The 16382-nt window shown below is 63.7% G+C and carries 13 protein-coding genes; 2 read left to right on the forward strand and 11 right to left on the reverse strand.

Annotated elements, in window-relative coordinates; translation table 11 throughout:
• Positions 1-46: 46 nt before the first annotated feature.
• From ACGYK2_RS02075 to ACGYK2_RS02115, 9 genes are all read right to left on the reverse strand, one after another.
• Positions 47-499 (reverse strand): cytochrome c-type biogenesis protein, encoded by a 453-nt coding sequence (locus tag ACGYK2_RS02075; RefSeq protein WP_271687124.1) that lies wholly within the window; start codon positions 497-499, stop codon positions 47-49.
• A complete protein-coding gene (locus ACGYK2_RS02080) occupies positions 496-2460 on the reverse strand; it encodes a heme lyase CcmF/NrfE family subunit (protein WP_271687123.1) in 1965 nt (654 codons plus the stop codon). Before ACGYK2_RS02080 ends, ACGYK2_RS02075 begins: the two co-directional genes overlap by 4 nt.
• 74 nt (positions 2461-2534) lie before the next feature.
• Entirely contained in the window at positions 2535-3110 is a 576-nt protein-coding gene (locus ACGYK2_RS02085) for a holin family protein (RefSeq protein WP_271687122.1), read from the reverse strand.
• Positions 3101-3712: a holin-associated N-acetylmuramidase gene (locus ACGYK2_RS02090; RefSeq protein ID WP_271687121.1), complete on the reverse strand. Its 612-nt coding sequence runs from the start codon at positions 3710-3712 to the stop codon at positions 3101-3103. Before ACGYK2_RS02090 ends, ACGYK2_RS02085 begins: the two co-directional genes overlap by 10 nt.
• Before the next feature lie 81 nt (positions 3713-3793).
• The gene (ccmE, locus tag ACGYK2_RS02095) at positions 3794-4237 is read right to left on the reverse strand and encodes a cytochrome c maturation protein CcmE (protein WP_067260705.1); all 444 of its coding nucleotides are present in this window, start codon (positions 4235-4237) and stop codon (positions 3794-3796) included.
• Positions 4234-5262 (reverse strand): N-acetyl-gamma-glutamyl-phosphate reductase, encoded by a 1029-nt coding sequence (argC, locus tag ACGYK2_RS02100; RefSeq protein WP_271687120.1) that lies wholly within the window; start codon positions 5260-5262, stop codon positions 4234-4236. Before argC ends, ccmE begins: the two co-directional genes overlap by 4 nt.
• A gap of 38 nt (positions 5263-5300) precedes the next feature.
• Positions 5301-6110 (reverse strand): glutamate racemase, encoded by an 810-nt coding sequence (locus tag ACGYK2_RS02105; protein WP_067260710.1) that lies wholly within the window; start codon positions 6108-6110, stop codon positions 5301-5303.
• A gap of 9 nt (positions 6111-6119) precedes the next feature.
• The gene (locus ACGYK2_RS02110) at positions 6120-6992 is read right to left on the reverse strand and encodes a lysophospholipid acyltransferase family protein (RefSeq protein WP_276154414.1); all 873 of its coding nucleotides are present in this window, start codon (positions 6990-6992) and stop codon (positions 6120-6122) included.
• Positions 6993-7049: 57 nt separating this feature from the next.
• Positions 7050-10466 (reverse strand): indolepyruvate ferredoxin oxidoreductase family protein, encoded by a 3417-nt coding sequence (locus ACGYK2_RS02115; protein ID WP_271687117.1) that lies wholly within the window; start codon positions 10464-10466, stop codon positions 7050-7052.
• Positions 10467-10635: 169 nt separating this feature from the next.
• On the opposite strand from ACGYK2_RS02115, the gene ACGYK2_RS02120 reads away from it, so the two are divergent.
• Together ACGYK2_RS02120 and purL are read left to right on the forward strand one after the other, a co-directional pair.
• Complete coding sequence (locus ACGYK2_RS02120; protein ID WP_067260717.1) at positions 10636-11547, forward strand: LysR family transcriptional regulator; 912 nt, start codon at positions 10636-10638, stop codon at positions 11545-11547.
• A gap of 283 nt (positions 11548-11830) precedes the next feature.
• On the forward strand, positions 11831-13990 hold the full coding sequence (gene purL / locus ACGYK2_RS02125; protein WP_276154851.1) for a phosphoribosylformylglycinamidine synthase subunit PurL: 2160 nt from the start codon (positions 11831-11833) through the stop codon (positions 13988-13990).
• A 211-nt stretch (positions 13991-14201) separates the two neighbouring features.
• Here purL and ACGYK2_RS02130 read toward each other — a convergent pair whose 3' ends face one another.
• Entirely contained in the window at positions 14202-15461 is a 1260-nt protein-coding gene (locus tag ACGYK2_RS02130; RefSeq protein WP_271687115.1) for a VWA domain-containing protein, read from the reverse strand.
• A gap of 4 nt (positions 15462-15465) precedes the next feature.
• On the reverse strand, positions 15466-16374 hold the full coding sequence (locus ACGYK2_RS02135; RefSeq protein WP_271687114.1) for a MoxR family ATPase: 909 nt from the start codon (positions 16372-16374) through the stop codon (positions 15466-15468).
• Positions 16375-16382 lie beyond the last annotated feature (8 nt).

Genomic DNA, 16382 nt, shown 5'->3' on the forward strand with positions numbered 1-16382 from the left:
GCCGCAGCATATCAAAGCAATGTGCCGCTGCCAGTGCAACGGGGCGTCAGCGGTCGAGAATATCGCGCAGGCGGGCTTCTTCCTCTGCCGAGAGGGGCGCTTCGCTTGGGGTTTTGCTGCGGGCGCGGCCGCGCAGATAGATCACGCCCAGCCCCCCGGCCAGCAAGAGCATCAGCGGCCCCGCCCCCCAAAGCAGCCAATTGGCCCCCGTCGCCTGCGGGTTCAGCAGGACATATTCACCGTATCGGTCGACGATGAAATCCACCGCCTCTGCGTCGCTGTCGCCCGCTACCAGCCGCTCGCGCAGCAAGATGCGCAGGTCACGCGCAAGGCTCGCGTTGCTCTCATCAATGCTTTCGTTCCGGCAAACGAGGCAGCGCAGACCTTGGCTCAACTCCCGCGCGCGGGCCTCCAACGCGGGATCGTCGAGCACTTCGTCAGGCTGCACCGCCCATAGGGGGCTGGCGAGCAGGGTCAGGATCAGCAGCAGCCGTTTCATTCCGCAGGCACCCCCGCCGGTTGCTTGCGCGCACCCGCCGCGACCCGGAAGCGCCGGTCGCTGAGGCTTAGCACCCCGCCAAGCGCCATGAGCGCGCAGCCGATCCAAATCCAATTGGTCATCGGCTTGATATAGGTTCGCACCGCCCAACCGCCGCCGTCCTGCGCATCGCCGATCACCACATAGACGTCCCGCGCGAGGTTATAGTCGATCGCCGCCTCGGTCGTGGGCATCTGCGCCACGGGGTAGAACCGCTTTTCAGGCCGCAGGGTCGAGATCACCGCGCCGTCCTGCGCCAGCGTAATCTCCGCCATGGTGCTGAGGTAGTTTGGCCCCCGAACCTCGCTCACATCCCGCAGGGTCAGCGTGTAGCTGCCCACGTCAAAAGGCTCACCAATCCGGGCCACGCGGATGTCATCCACGGCCCAAGCCATTAGCCCCGCGATCCCGGCCATGGTGACGCCCAGCCCGCCATGCGCCGTGGCCTTGCCCCAATCCGCACGCGGCAGGCGGCGCAACCGGCGCAGCTTGCCCGGGCCGCGCCCAAGACGTTGCATCACATCCACCACGGTGCCCATCACCAGCCATGCCCCAAGGAACAGGCCCACAGGCCCCAGCAGGCCGCGCCCGGCCTGCATGGCAAAGGCCAGCCCCCCAAGCGCCAGCGCTAGCAGGAAGGCATAGCGCAACGGGTAGAGCGCACGCATGATCTTGGCCCGTTTCCATGGCATCGCGCTGCCAATCGGCAGGATCAGCCCGAGCGCTACCATGAAAGGGGTAAACGCGGCGTTAAAGAACGGCGGCCCGACGCTGAGTTTTCGGTCGAGGAACATCTCAGCCACCAGCGGCCACATGGTGCCGACGAAGACAACGAAACAGGCCACTGCGAGCAGCAGGTTGTTCACCACGAGGGCCGTCTCGCGGCTCAGCAAGCCAAAGACGCCTTTCGCCTCCAGCGCCGAGGCGCGCAGCGAATAGAGCACCAGCGCACCGCCGGTAAAGACCCCCAGAATGGCCAGAATAAAGACCCCCCGCTCGGGGTCATTGGCGAAGGCATGGACGGAAGTCAGCAGGCCAGAGCGCACAATGAAAGTCCCGATCAGCGAAAAGCCGAAGGCGAGGATGGCCAGCAGAATGGTCCAGCTTTTCAAGCTCTCGCGTTTCTCGACCACAATGGCGGAATGCAACAGCGCCGCCGCCAAGAGCCAGGGCATGAAGCTCGCGTTCTCGACCGGATCCCAGAACCAGAAACCGCCCCAGCCCAGCTCGTAATAGGCCCACCAAGACCCAAGCGCGATGCCAATGGTCAGAAACACCCAAGCCGCCAGCGTCCACGGCCGCACCCACCGGCCCCAAGCCGCATCCACGCGCCCCTCAATCAGCGCCGCCACGGCAAAGCTGAAGGCCATGCTGAGACCGACATAGCCGAGATAGAGAAACGGAGGGTGGAAGGCCAAACCGGGGTCTTGCAAAAGCGGGTTCAGGTCTTGGCCATCAAAGGGCGGCGTGCCCATGCGCAGAAAGGGGTTCGAGGTGAAAAGAATGAACGCCAGAAAGGCCACTCCAATCGCCGCCTGTACCGAGAGCACCCGCGCGCGCAGGCGCGGCGGCAGGTTGCCGCCAAACCACGCGGCCATCGCCCCGAAAAGCGCCACGATCAACACCCAAAGCAGCATCGACCCTTCGTGATTGCCCCATGTGCCGCTGATTTTATAAAGCATCGGCTTGGCGGAATGGCTGTTGGCCACCACCAATTGCAGGCTAAAATCCGAAGTGACGAAGGCCCACATCAGCGCGCCAAAAGACAGGGCGATCAGAATAAATTGCGCCGCCGCCGCCGGTTCGGCCACCGCCATCAAGCCCGCGCGGCCCCGCCAAGCACCCCACATCGGCACCACCATCTGTACAAGCGCGACGCCAAAGGCGAGCACAAGCGCGAAATGTCCAAGCTCTGTAATCATGGGCCGGACTATAGGGGGCCGAAGCCCCCTAAGCCATGGCAAATCAAACGTGAAAAACGGTCAATCGGTCGCAGTCAGCCCCGGCTGCGACGCCAAGCATCAAGGGCCGCATTCTCCGACGGCGCGACCGCGGCGAGGGCCAGACAGCTGTCGGCACCGGTGTCGGCCACCTGAGGGCTGTCGGCGCGCATCTCGCGCAAGGTTTCGATATTCTCGACCACCTGCGGCACCCGGGCGATGGTGCCAACGATGGCCCGCTGAAACTCCTGCGATTTCACCTGCTGCCGCGCGCCGAAATAGAAGGAGACGATCACCCCCAACAACCACCAAAGCGGCTCGGGCACCAAGGCGATGCCCTGCATCCGTTCGGCGAACCACAGCGGATTGACCATGGCGGTGACGAAAAGCCCGAGCGTGCCGAGCGCCAGCATCGGGCGCGGCAGCCGGTTGACTCCATCCATGAAGCGGTCAAAGCCACCTTGCCGCGCTTGGGCGAACTCGGCCCCATATTGCGCCATGGCTTGGCCTTGCACCGCATGGGCGCGCTGCGCTCCGGCCTCGGCATTCTCGCGGAACACTTCGACCGTGTCCCGGATGACGTTCCGCTCACCGCCGAAGATTGCCGTGAAGATACGTTCGATCAGCCCCATTGTGCCACCCTCCGTGCAAAATCGGCCTCGCTCATGTGATAGCGCGGCGCGATGAACTCCTCCGCGCGCCGGATCCAGCCGCCCTTGCCCCCTGTCCGGCTGCGCGCGTATTTGCGGCTCGCGGGGCGGCGGTCAGCAAGGCGGAAGTAGTAGTTGCGCCGCGCGATGCCGTAAGCATCCACCAGATGATCCGGGGCGGCCTGCCAGGCGGCATGGGCGGCGCGGATCGTCTGCGGGCCGATGGCTCCGTCAACGGTGATGTCCTGCCCCATCTCGCGCAGCAGGCTTTGCAGGATTTTCACCGCGTTGCTGCCAGCGTTGACATACATGTCGAAAACGCTCGGCTGCAAAGGCGCGGGCAGTTCGGCGATACGCGGCGCGTTGAAGTAATGCCGGACAAAGATATCCACCGCCTGCGCGCGGCCAAGGCGGCGCACATCCGCCACATCGACCGCCCCATCGCCGGTCAGGTCCAGCCCCAAGCGGCGCATGGTATGGATCGTCACCCCGTATTTCGTCGCCCCGCCGGGGTCGTCGGGGTCATTCACAAAGCCGCCCTCGCGGACGACGATGGCGCTGGCGATCTCACGCACGGACTGCATCGCGGCTCTCCTGTTTTGCATGCAAACAGGCTCCGCCGGATTGGTTAACCGATGCTCACGCCCCCGCGCGTTGCGCAGCGGTCAGCCTTCGGATTCGCGATAAACGCCCTGCTCTTTCAGCGCGTCCGTCACTTCCTTAGGCATGTAGGTCTCATCATGCTTTGCAAGGATTTCAGTGGCTTCGAACACGCCGCCGACATAGCTGCCGGTGCCGACCATGCCTTGGTTCTCTTCAAAGAGATCGGGCAAAACGCCGGTGAAAACCACCGGAACAGAGGCCCCGCCATCGGTCACGGCAAAGCTTATCTGCTCCCCCTGCCCGCGCTTGAGCGATCCTTCTTCGACCAACCCGCCGATGCGGAACACCTCTGTCGGGCCGGGCGGCTCGGCGATGACTTGGCTCGGGGCGCGGAAATAGTTGATCCCGTCGCGCAGCGCATAGCCGATCAGTGCGGTCGACAGGACCAAGGCCACCGCCGCCACGGCGATGATCTGGATCCGGCGCTGTTTCTTGAGGCTCTTCATGGGAAGAGCGGGGCCATCATCAGCCCGTCGGTTTCTGGCAGTCCCAGCATCAGGTTCGCGTTTTGCAAGGCTTGCCCGCTGGAGCCTTTGGTCAGGTTATCGAGCGCTGCAACCACCGTCGCCCGCCCGGTCTGGCGGTCGGCCACCACGCCGATATGACAGAAGTTCGAGCCGCGCACATGCCGGGTGCTGGGCGCCTCGCCGAAGGGCAGCACTTCGATAAAGGGTTCATCGGCATAGGCTTTTTGCATTGTCTCATAGATCGCCTGCGCATCACCTTTGACATAGCAGGTCGCCAGAATGCCGCGGTTCGCAGGCACCAGATGCGGGGTGAACTGCACCTGCACGGGCCGTCCTGCAAGGGCCGAAAACTCCTGATCGAACTCCCCCAGATGCCGGTGTGTGCTGCCAAGCGCATAGCCGTGATAGCCCTCGCTCAACTCCGCATGCAGCAGGTTTTCCTTGAGCGAGCGGCCAGCACCGGAAACGGCGCATTTCAGGTCCAGAATGATATCGTCCAAGTCAATCACCCCCGCCGCGATCAGCGGGCGCAGGGCAAACTGCCCCGTGGCCGCATTGCAGCCCGTCCCCGCCACCAGCCGCGCGGCGGCAATCTCTTCGCGGTAGAATTCGGTGAGGCCGTAGACCGCCTCTTTCTGCTGCTCAAGGGCAGCATGTTCATTGCCGTACCACTTGGCATAATCCTCAGGGTCGCGCAGGCGGAAGTCGGCGGAAAGATCGACGATCTTCAGGTCTTTGGGCAGCGCCGCGATCACCTCTTGGCTGGTCTTATGCGGCAATGCGCAAAAGCACAGATCAATCTGCGAAAAGTCGATTTCATCAATCGTGACCAATGTGGGCAGATCGAGATGGCGCAGATGGGGAAAGACCTCGGCCATGGTCTGGCCGGCCTTGGAGTTCGCGCCCAAAGCCTTGATCTGCATAGAAGAATGGCCAGCAATCAGCCGGATGAGTTCTGCCCCGGTATAGCCGGAGGCGCCAAGAATGGCGATGTTCTGGGTCATGGTCTGTCCCCTTGTTCGGAACGAAATGTAATTGGAGTTCAGGCGGCGGTGAATGTGATCTGTCGTCGCAGGAACTGCGTCGCGCGGTCGCTCACCCGGGCGGGATCACCAGTGGTGAGAAAAGCCGCCTCACCCGTGCCTGTCATATCAGGATGCCGCTCAAGGTAATCGGCCAAGGAATCCGCCACCAACTCGGCCTGACTAAAGACTTTGACCTGCCCGCCCAAGGCCGCCTGAAAAGCCTCCTGCATCAGCGGGTAATGGGTGCAGCCCAGGATCGCCGCATCGGGGTTGGGCATCTTGCGCTTCAGCGCGTCGACATGGCTGCGCACCAGCGCTTCGGCAAGGATCATGTCGCCTTCTTCGATGGCATCGACCACCCCGCCGCAGGCCTGCGCCTCAACATCCACACCGATGGCGCGGAAAGACAGTTCACGCTGAAACGCGCGGCTTGCCACCGTGGCAGGCGTGGCGAAGAGCGCCACATGGTTAACCGCCACCTCGCGCGGGGGGGAGTTGTCGCCCCACTGCCGCTCGGTCATCGCTTCGATCAAGGGCACGAAAACGCCCAGCACCCGCTTGTCGCGCGGGATCCACCCCTCTTGCATCCGGCGCAGCGCGGCGGCAGAGGCGGTGTTGCAGGCAAGGATCACCAGATCGCAGCCCGCATCGAACAGCCGCTGCACGGCGGCGCAGGTCAGCTCATAGATGTCATCGGCGTCGCGCACGCCATAGGGCGCATGGGCGCTGTCGGCGAGGTAGACAAAATCCACCTCCGGCAGCCGTTCTTGCACCTTGTTCCAGACGGTCAGCCCGCCCAGCCCCGAATCGAAAATACCAACTGCCATGGTCTGTCGTCACCTGTCGGCTCTATGCCGTTCCTCAAACTCGTAACCGAGGCCCTGATACTGGCCCGGCTTTGGTGACAACTCATAGGTGGCTTTGCGCAGGAAATCCATCATCGCTTTTGCGTCCCCCGCCAGAGGGTCGAGCGTGGCGCGCGGGATCGGCGCGCCGATGGCCACGCGCACGGGCGTATCGACACGGGCACGGAACTCTTTGATCAGCAGGCCCATGCGCAGGTTGGCGTGCAGATGGCTGGCGATCTGGAACAAGCGGCTGGTGTGACCGTCAAAGTAGATCGGCACCACAGTGGCGTCAGACTTGGCGATCATCCGCGCCGTGAAGCTGCGCCAGCCGGGGTCCATCGGCTGCGAAAAGGGCCGCGCGGCGGTGCTGACGGTGCCCCCGGGAAAGATGCCAATCGCCCCGCCCTGCGCCAGATAGTTCAACGCGGTCCGGCGGGTGGCGAGGTTTAGCGCAAGTGCGGCGCGATCTTCGGCAAAGCTGATGGGCAGCAGATGATGCGCCAGATCCGGCGCTTGGCTGAAAACCGCATTGGCCATGATGCGAAAATCGCCGCGCGTCTGGCTCAGGATATGGCCCAAAATCAGCCCGTCCAGAATGCCGTAGGGGTGATTGGCGATCAGAATGACCGGCCCCCGCGTCGGGATATCCGACAAAGCGCCGCGCATCACGTCGAGCGTCAGACCACAGCGCTGCACCATCGCATCGAAGAACCCTAGCCCCGCGGCCAGATCATCTTCGTAGCCTTCGGCCCGTTTCAGCAGGAAAACACGGCCCGTGGTGTTTTCCATCAATCGAATGAGCGCCCTCCCGCCCCGGGTTCGGGCGGAATGGGCATAGCTTATGTCACGGGCGTAGGTCACATCTCGGCCTCAGGGTCGTCTTGGCGGACACTTTAGGGCAGAGATGTAACAGCGATATTACTCCGCCGCCTTGGCCGTGGCCGTGCCGCCCGCGCGGATCACCGCCAGCAGTTCTTCGCGCCGTTTTGCGGCCTTGGCCTCATTGGCTTGTTTGACCGGCCCGAAGCCGCGGATTTGCAGCGGCAGTTCGGCCAGCGCCACGATGGCGTCGCGGGTCTGGTCGGTCAGCTTTGGCAGCACCTCGGCCATATCGGCCTCATATTGCTTGATCAACGCACGCTCCATCTTGCGCTCGGCGGTATAGCCGAAGAGATCGAGCGGCGTGCCGCGCAACCCTTTGAACTTCGCCATGACCCGCAGCGGCCCTTCGAGCCACTGGCCGAACTCGCGCTTCTGCGGACGGCCATTCGGCCCCATCTTCGAGATCAGCGGCGGCGCCATGTGGAAGGTCATGTTGAAATCGCCATCGAACTGAGCCCGCGCCTTGTCCCGGCTGGTGATCAGCAGGCGGGCGACCTCATATTCGTCCTTGTAGCTCAAGAGCTTGTGATACCCCAAGGCCACCGCCGCCTTGACGTCACGGTCCTCGATACCATTAAGCATCTTGGTATAGCGTTTGGCCAAGCCCTTGCCCTGATAGTCGGTCAGGTGGTTCTCACGGAAGGCGATCTTCTCCCCCAGCGATTTGGGCAGTTCGACCACGTTGTCGGGCTGGCTCACCTTCCGCGCGTCCTCGGGGTAGAGCACGGCCCAGCGACCGATCTCGAAGGCCCGTTTGTTGCGCTCCACCGCCGCGCCGTTCATCTCGATCGCCTGCATCAGGCTCTCGAACGTCAGCGGCAGCAGGCCGCGCTGCCACGCGGCACCGAAAATCATCATGTTGGAGAAGATCGAGTCGCCCAAAGTCGCCTTGGCGAGATCCGAGGCATCGAACATCGCCACGTCATCCTTCAGCCGCGCTTCCAACGCGAGGCTCAGCCGGTCATAGGGCATCTGGAACTCGGTATCGCGGGTGAAGTCGCCGGTGATGATCTGGTGCGAGTTCACCACGGCACCGGTGCGCCCGGCGCGCGTCAGCCCCAGCGTCTTGTGGCCAGCCGAAACCACCAGATCGCCACCGATGAGCGCATGCGCCTCGCCGGTAGCCACACGGATCGCGCTGATATCTTCGGGGCGTTCGGCCAGACGACAGTGTATATGCACCGCACCGCCCTTTTGGGCGAGGCCTGCCATTTCCATCATGCCCGCGCCCTTGCCGTCCAACTGTGCCGCCTGCGCCAGCAGCGCGCCGATGGTCACGACGCCGGTGCCGCCCACGCCAGTGATGACGACGTTATGGGTGCCGTCGATCTTGGGCAGGTCGGGCATCGGCAGGTCGGGAATGCTGAGATCGGTTGTCGGGTCCTTGCGAATCTTAGCGCCCTCCAGCGTCACGAAAGAGGGGCAGAACCCGTCGAGGCAGGAGAAATCCTTGTTGCACTGCGACTGGTCGATGGCGCGCTTGCGGCCCAGTTCGGTCTCGTTCGGCACCACGGCCACGCAGTTCGACTGCACGCCGCAATCGCCGCAGCCCTCGCAGACGTCTTCATTGATAAAGACGCGCTTGTCGGGGTCCGGGAACAGCCCGCGTTTGCGGCGGCGGCGCTTCTCGGCAGCGCAGGTCTGGATGTAGACAATAGCGCTGACGCCCTTGTGCTTGCGGTAGGCCTTTTGCACGTTCGGCATCTCGGCACGTTCATGCACCTCCACGCCCTTGAAGCGGGCAAGGTCCACGTCTTCCTTCTGGTCATAGACCACGGCGACGTTCTTCACGCCCATGGCCTTGAGTTCTTCGACGATGCGGTAGGCGTCCAGATCGCCCTCGTTGTGCTGGCCGCCGGTCATGGCGACGGCATCGTTGTAGAGGATTTTGTAGGTGATGTTGGTGCCCGCCGCGATGGCCGCCCGGATCGCCAGCACGCCGGAGTGGTTATAGGTGCCGTCGCCGAGGTTCTGGAAGACATGCTCGGTATTCGAGAACGGCGCCTCGCCGATCCAGTTCGCGCCCTCGCCACCCATATGGGTGAAGCCCGTCGTCTCGCGGTCCATCCATTGCACCATGTAGTGACAGCCAATGCCCGCATAGGCGCGGGAGCCATCCGGCACCTTGGTCGAGGAGTTATGCGGGCAGCCCGCGCAGTAATACGGCAGGCGTGCCGCGATATCCTCGGCATTGTCCGAGCGGCGCGCTTCGTTGAGCGCCTCAAGGCCTGCGCGGATGCCATCGGTCTCGCGGCCCTCCTCCAAGAGGATGCCGCCGATCTTCTCGGCGATCAGGATGGGGTCGAGCGCGCCGCGTGTGGGGAACAGCTCTTCGCCATGCTCCATGCCCGCACCGCCCTTGTGCCAGCCATAGACGCGGCGGTGGGTGTCGTTGAACAGCGCTTCCTTGATCTGCACCTCGATCAGCTTGCGCTTCTCCTCGACCACAACCACCAGATCGAGCCCATCGGCCCAGTCATGGAAGCCCTGCATGTCGAGCGGGAAGGTCTGGCCGATCTTGTAGGTGGTGAGCCCGAGCCGCTCGGCCTCATTCGCGTCGATGTTCAGAAGGCTCATCGCATGCACGAGGTCGAGCCAGTTCTTGCCCGCCGCGGCAAAGCCGATCTTGGCGCCGCGCTTGCCCCAGACGCGTTTGTCCATCTTGTTGGCATGGGAAAACGCCTCGGCCGCGAAGCGCTTGTAGTCGATCATCCGCGCTTCCTGCAGATGCGGCGTGTCGTTCAGCCGGATGCTGAGGCCGCCGTCAGGCATGTCGAAGTCAGGGATCACCAGCTTCATCCGGTTCGGATCGCCGTCAACCACGCTGGTGGCCTCCACGGTGTCCTTCATGGTCTTGAGACCGACCCAAAGGCCCGAGAACCGGCTCAGCGCCCAGCCGTAGATGCCATAGTCGAGGATTTCCTGCACACCGGCCGGGGAGACCACGGGCATATAGGCATCGACCATGGCCCATTCGGATTGGTGCAGCACGGTGGAGGATTCGCCGGTGTGGTCGTCGCCCATGGCCATCAGCACGCCACCATGGGGCGAGGTGCCCGCCATGTTGGCATGGCGCATCACGTCGCCGGTGCGGTCCACGCCCGGCCCCTTGCCGTACCACAGGCCGAAGACGCCGTCGTATTTGCCCTCCCCGCGCAGTTCCGCCTGCTGGCTGCCCCAGAGCATGGTCGCCGCGAGGTCTTCGTTCAGCCCCGGCTCGAAACGCACGTTGTAGTCGGTCAGGAACTTCTGCGCGCGCTGCATCTGCAGGTCCACGCCCCCCAGCGGGCTGCCGCGGTAGCCGGTCACATAGCCCGCGGTATTGAGCCCCGCGGCGCGATCCCGTGCCGATTGCATCATCATCAGCCGGACCAGCGCCTGCGTGCCGTTCAGCAGCACCGGGCTTTTCTCAAGGTCGAAACGGTCGTTCAGTGAAATCTTTTGCGTCGTCATGGCGGGCCCTCCCTAGCACGTCAGTCTTGCATGATTGCCCGGATTATAGGTCACAGTTGCTGACCTGTATAGCAGTTATTCCGCAACGGCAGTCCCGCAGGCGACGGTTTGTGCTGTTTTCTCCCGGCTATTAAGGTAGGAGAAAGGCTGGGCAAGGAAAGTACGGGCCATGGATTGGGACAAACTCAGAATTTTTCACGCCGTGGCCGATGCGGGGTCGCTGACCCATGCGGGGGACAAGCTCAACCTCTCGCAATCCGCCGTCAGCCGACAGATTCGCGGGCTGGAAGAGCAGCTTAACACCAACCTCTTTCACCGGCATGCGCGCGGGCTGATCCTGACCGAACAGGGGGAGCTTTTGTTCGACGCAACCTCGGCCATGGCCAAACGCCTTGACGCCGCCGCGGCGCGCATCCGTGACAGCGAAGAAGAGGTTTTTGGCGAGCTGCGCGTCACGACGACGACCGGCTTCGGCACCCTCTGGCTCGCCCCGCGCCTGCCCAAACTCTACGAGCAATATCCCGACCTCAAAGTCGATCTGATGCTCGAAGAACGCGTGCTCGACCTGCCCATGCGCGAGGCCGACGTGGCGATCCGTATGAAAGAACCAAGCCAGGCCGATCTGGTCCGCAAACGGCTGATGTCCGTGCGCATGGGCCTCTACGCCAGCCCGGAATACCTCGAAAAACACGGCACGCCCGCGCGTATGGAGGATATGACTGATCACCGGCTGATCTGTCAGAACACCGACAGCGATCAGGTCGGCGCGGGGCTGCAACTCGTCAAAGAGTTAATGATGTACGACCTGCGCTCGCTTTTGACGGTGAACAACTATTTCGGCGTGCTCCAAGGCGTGGTGCACCACCTTGGCCTCGGCGTGCTGCCCAACTACCTGATCCAAGACTTCCCCCATATCGTGCAGGTGATGCCCGATATCGAATCCGCCGAAGTGCCGGTCTACCTCGCCTATCCAGAAGAACTGCGCCAATCCAAACGCGTCGCCGCCTTCAAGGATTTCGTTCAAGAAGAGATCATTACCTACCGCAAGCAATGGCGCGAACGGGTGGAGGGCGAAGGCTAAACCGCAACCCATGGCTAGCCATGCAATAGGCGCATATCGGCCATGATGACTTGCCATGTTAATTAGCCTTGATTTGAGCAGCCCTGCCTCCTATTTCACCATCATGAAGATTGACAGCCTGAGGGCGCGTCGCTTCATACCTCCCTGTTGGACTTGGCCGAGCTTTTAGCTCGGCCTTTTTTTTGGCCCATCGCCTTCTTTCAGCCTGCAGGCGGCCAAAGCCACTTCCCCCCCGGCATTTCCCCTTGTATGAGGGCGCAAACGCGCCAGCCGGGGAATTTCCATGCAAGATCCAGCCATCACGCCCGACCTTATCGCCAGCCACGGGTTCACGCCCGAGGAATACGCCGAGGTCGTCAACATCCTCGGGCGCGAGCCGAACTACACCGAGATGGGCATTTTCTCGGCCATGTGGAACGAACACTGCTCCTATAAATCCTCCAAGAAATGGCTCCGCACCCTGCCCACCGACGGCCCCCAAGTGATCTGCGGCCCGGGCGAGAATGCGGGCGTGGTCGACATCGGCGATGGCCAAGCGCTGGTCTTTAAGATGGAAAGCCACAACCACCCCTCCTACATCGAACCTTACCAAGGGGCCGCGACCGGTGTCGGCGGCATCCTGCGCGATGTCTTCACCATGGGCGCGCGCCCGATCGCCGCGATGAACGCGCTGAGCTTTGGCCGCCCCGATCACCCCAAAACACGCCAGCTTGTGCACGGCGTCGTCGAAGGCGTCGGCGGCTATGGCAACTGTTTCGGCGTGCCAACCGTTGGCGGCGAAGTGCGTTTCGACAAAGCCTATGACGGCAACTGCCTCGTGAACGCTTTCGCGGCAGGCTTAGCGGATGCCGACAAGATCTTCTACTCCGCCGCCTCCGGCGTGGGCATGCCCGTGGTTTACCTCGGTGCGAAGACGGGCCGCGACGGCGTTGGCGGCGCGACCATGGCCAGCGCCGAATTCGACGACACCATCGAAGAGAAACGCCCAACCGTTCAAGTCGGCGACCCCTTCACCGAAAAACGCCTGATGGAAGCCACGCTCGAGCTGATGGCCACCGGCGCCGTGATCTCGATCCAAGACATGGGCGCTGCGGGGCTGACCTGCTCTGCCGTGGAAATGGGCGACAAAGGTGGCCTCGGCGTGCGCCTCGACCTTGAAAAAGTTCCGACGCGCGAGCCGCATATGACCGCCTATGAAATGATGCTCAGCGAAAGCCAAGAGCGCATGCTCATGGTGCTGCGCCCCGAGCTTGAGGCCGAGGCCAAAGCCGTCTTCGACAAATGGGACCTCGACTTCGCCATCGTCGGCGAAACCCTCCCCGAAGACCGCTTCCTCATCTGTCTCGATGGTGAGGTCAAAGCCGACCTGCCGCTGTCGAAACTCGCCTCCACTGCACCCGAATACGACCGACCTTGGGTGGAAACACCCGCCGCCGCCGCGCTGACCGATGCGCCCAGCATCGACCCCATCGAAGGCCTGCGCGCCCTGATCGGCTCCGTGAACCACGCCTCCAAAGACTGGGTTTACGAACAATACGACACGATGGTCATGGGCGATACGGTCCGCCTGCCCGGCCTCGGCGCGGGCATCGTGCGGGTGCATGGCACCGACAAGGCGCTGGCCTTCACCTCCGACGTGACCCCGCGCTACGTCAAGGCCAACCCCACCGAAGGCGGCAAACAGGCCGTCGCCGAAGCCTACCGCAACCTCTGCGCCGTGGGCGCCAAACCGCTGGCGACGACCGACAACCTCAACTTCGGCAACCCCGAAAAGCCCGAGATCATGGGCCAATTCGTCGGCGCCATCAAAGGCATCGGCGAGGCCGTGGGCGCGCTCGACATGCCCATCGTTTCCGGCAATGTGTCGCTCTATAACGAGACCGACGGCAAGGGCATCCTGCCCACGCCCACCATCGGCGCGGTCGGCCTGATCGACAGCCTCGATCAGGTCATCAGCAACCAACTGCGCGACGGCCATGTGGCTCTCCTGATCGGCGCGACTGGCAGCCACCTCGGCCAATCCGCCCTGCTCGCCGAAGCCTTCGACCGGGCCGAGGGCGACGCCCCCCATGTCGACCTCGCCACCGAACGCCGCCACGGCGAATTCATCCGCGCCCAAGCCAGCCAAATCTCCGCCTGCACCGACCTCGGCGACGGCGGCCTCGCCCTCGCGGCCTTTGAGCTGGCTGAAACCGCAGGGATCGGCGTCGAAATCGAAAGCGAAGACACCGCCACCCTCTTCGGCGAAGACCAAGCCCGCTACCTCGTCGCCTGCACCGCCGACGCCGCGGAAACCTTGATCGCCGCAGGCAAGGAAGCCGGCGTACCGGTCACCGCCGTCGGCGCCTTTGGCGGCGACAAGATCAGCTTCGGCAACACCTCCGCCACCCTGTCGGACCTGCGCACGATCTACCGGACCACTTTCGCCCAGACCTTCGCCTGAACCTCTGGTTTCGGAGCCGCCCTTGCTTGAGACCAAACGGTCGCGCGCAGGGCGGCGGGGCAGGCTAAATCGCCGAGGGGCCCCTTTAGGGGATACGGCTATTTCGCTTGAACCGACGACAGGCGGGTGACAGGCCGGGATCAATCAAGGGTGGGTCCGAGACCCCTCTGGTTTTGGAGAGACCCGCAGCCCTCCGCCCTCCCCTCATTGGCTAAACCTCTGCGTTCAACCCAGCCAACATCCGCGCCTTCTCCCCCACATCATCGGGGCGCGAGATCGCCTCGGCCAGCGCTTCCAAAGATGCAATCGAATGCCCGGCGCGAAAACTATCGACATGGGGCAGCATCGCGCGAATACCCGCCGCCTTGGGCGCGAAACCGTCCCAGCGAAGCAGCGGGTTCAGCCAGATCACCCGCCGCGCGGTCAGATGTAGCCGCTGCATCTGCCGCGCCAATTCTGCCGGGTCGTCCCGGTCCAGCCCGTCGGTGATCAACAAGACCACCGCCCCCTGCCCCATGACCCGCCGCGACCAGTCGCGATTGAAGGCCGCCAGCGCCGCGCCGATGCGCGTGCCGCCCTCCCAATCCTGCGCCTGCGCCCCCGCCGCGGCGAGCGCCGCATCCACATCGCGGGTGGCGAGATGCCGGGTGATATTGGTCAGCCGGGTGCCAAAGGTGAAACCATGCACCTGCGCCCAGCCTTTGCCCTTGCGGTTGGCCACCGCATGCAAAAAATGCAGGATCACCCGGCTGTATTGGCTCATCGAGCCGGAAATATCGCACAGCACGACGAGGTTGGGATAGCGCGCGCGCGGTGTCTTCCGATAAAGCCGGTCCGCCTCTCCGCCCCGCCGCAGCGCCGCTTTCATCGTGCGCGCCACATCGATCCGCCCCCGCGCCGCGGCCACATTGCGGCGGCTTGGCATCGGCGGTACCGGCAGGTCGAGTTTGGCCAACATCCGTCTCGCCTCAGCCATTTCCGCGAGGCTCATCTGTTCGAAATTCAATGTCCGCAGCCGCTCCCGCGCGGACATGGTCAGGCTTGCATCCACCTCGACGAGACTCTCCTCGGGCTGAGGCGCGTCCTCCCGCTCCGGTGCCTCGGCCCCGTCCAACAGGGCCTCTGCCGCGCGTTTCTCGGCGGGCGTGGCGGGGCGATCCTCTTGCACGCCGCGGATCGCAGGCAGCATCGCGGCCATCATATGCTCCAAATAGCGCGGGTCACGCCAATAAAGTCGGAATATCTGCGCAAAGACCCGCGCCTGTTCGGGGCGGCTCACGAAACAGGCGTGGAGCGTCCAATAGAAATCACGGCGGCTGGTGAAGCCCACGGCAGCGACGGCCTCCACCGCCTCTACCACCCGCCCGGGCCCGATTGACAGCCCCGCCCGGCGCAGGGCGCGGGCGAAATGGGTGATATTCCCCGCCAGCTTGGGGTCCTCGGGCAGGTCCAAAGGTAGGTCTTCGGCCATCGGTTCAGGCAGGCGCCAGCGATGCGCGGGCCTGGTCGAGAATGCGCGCCGCCTCGGAGCCTTGCAGCTTGGCGATGTCATCTTGATACTTCAGCACGGCCCCTAGCGTATCGGCGATAACCTCGGGGCTGAGCGTTGTGACATCCAAAGCCAGCAGGCATTTCGCCCAGTCAATCGTCTCCGCCACGCCCGGCTTCTTGAACAGATCCTCGGTCCGCAATTGCTGGACAAAGGCCACCACCTCGCGGCTAAGCGCCTCTGCCGCCTCAGGCGCGCGAGCCGCAAGGATCGCCATCTCGCGCGAGACATCCGGGTAATCGACCCAGTGGTAAAGACAGCGGCGTTTCAGCGCGTCATGCACCTCACGCGTGCGGTTCGAGGTCAGGATCACGATTGGCGGCTCGGGCGCGCGGATCGTGCCAAGCTCGGGGATGGTCACCTGAAAATCGCTCAACGCCTCCAGCAAGAACGCCTCGAAAGGCGCATCGGTGCGGTCCAACTCGTCGATCAGCAGCACCGGGGCGCCGTTCTCATCCGGGCGCAGCGCCTGCAACAGCGGGCGTTCGATCAGGTAGTCGTCACTGAACAACTCCTGCGTCAGTGCGCGCCGGTCAGCGCCGCCGCCTGCCTCCGCCGTGCGGATCGCCACCATCTGAGCGGGAAAATTCCATTCGTAAACCACGCTGGAGGCGTCGAGCCCCTCATAGCATTGCAACCGGATCAACCGCCGCCCCAGACCGGCAGCCAGCGCCTTGGCGATCTCGGTCTTGCCGACGCCCGCCTCGCCTTCCAGAAACAGGGGCCGCCCTAATGTGAGGCTGAGGAACACCACGACCCCAAGCGCGCGGTCGCAGACATAGCCCTCAGCGCTCAGCATCTCTTGGACCGCGTCGATCGTATCAATGTTTTTCATGGCCCCAG

The organism is Sulfitobacter sp. 1A10359 (genome assembly GCF_043558145.1).
Classification (GTDB): domain Bacteria; phylum Pseudomonadota; class Alphaproteobacteria; order Rhodobacterales; family Rhodobacteraceae; genus Sulfitobacter; species Sulfitobacter faviae.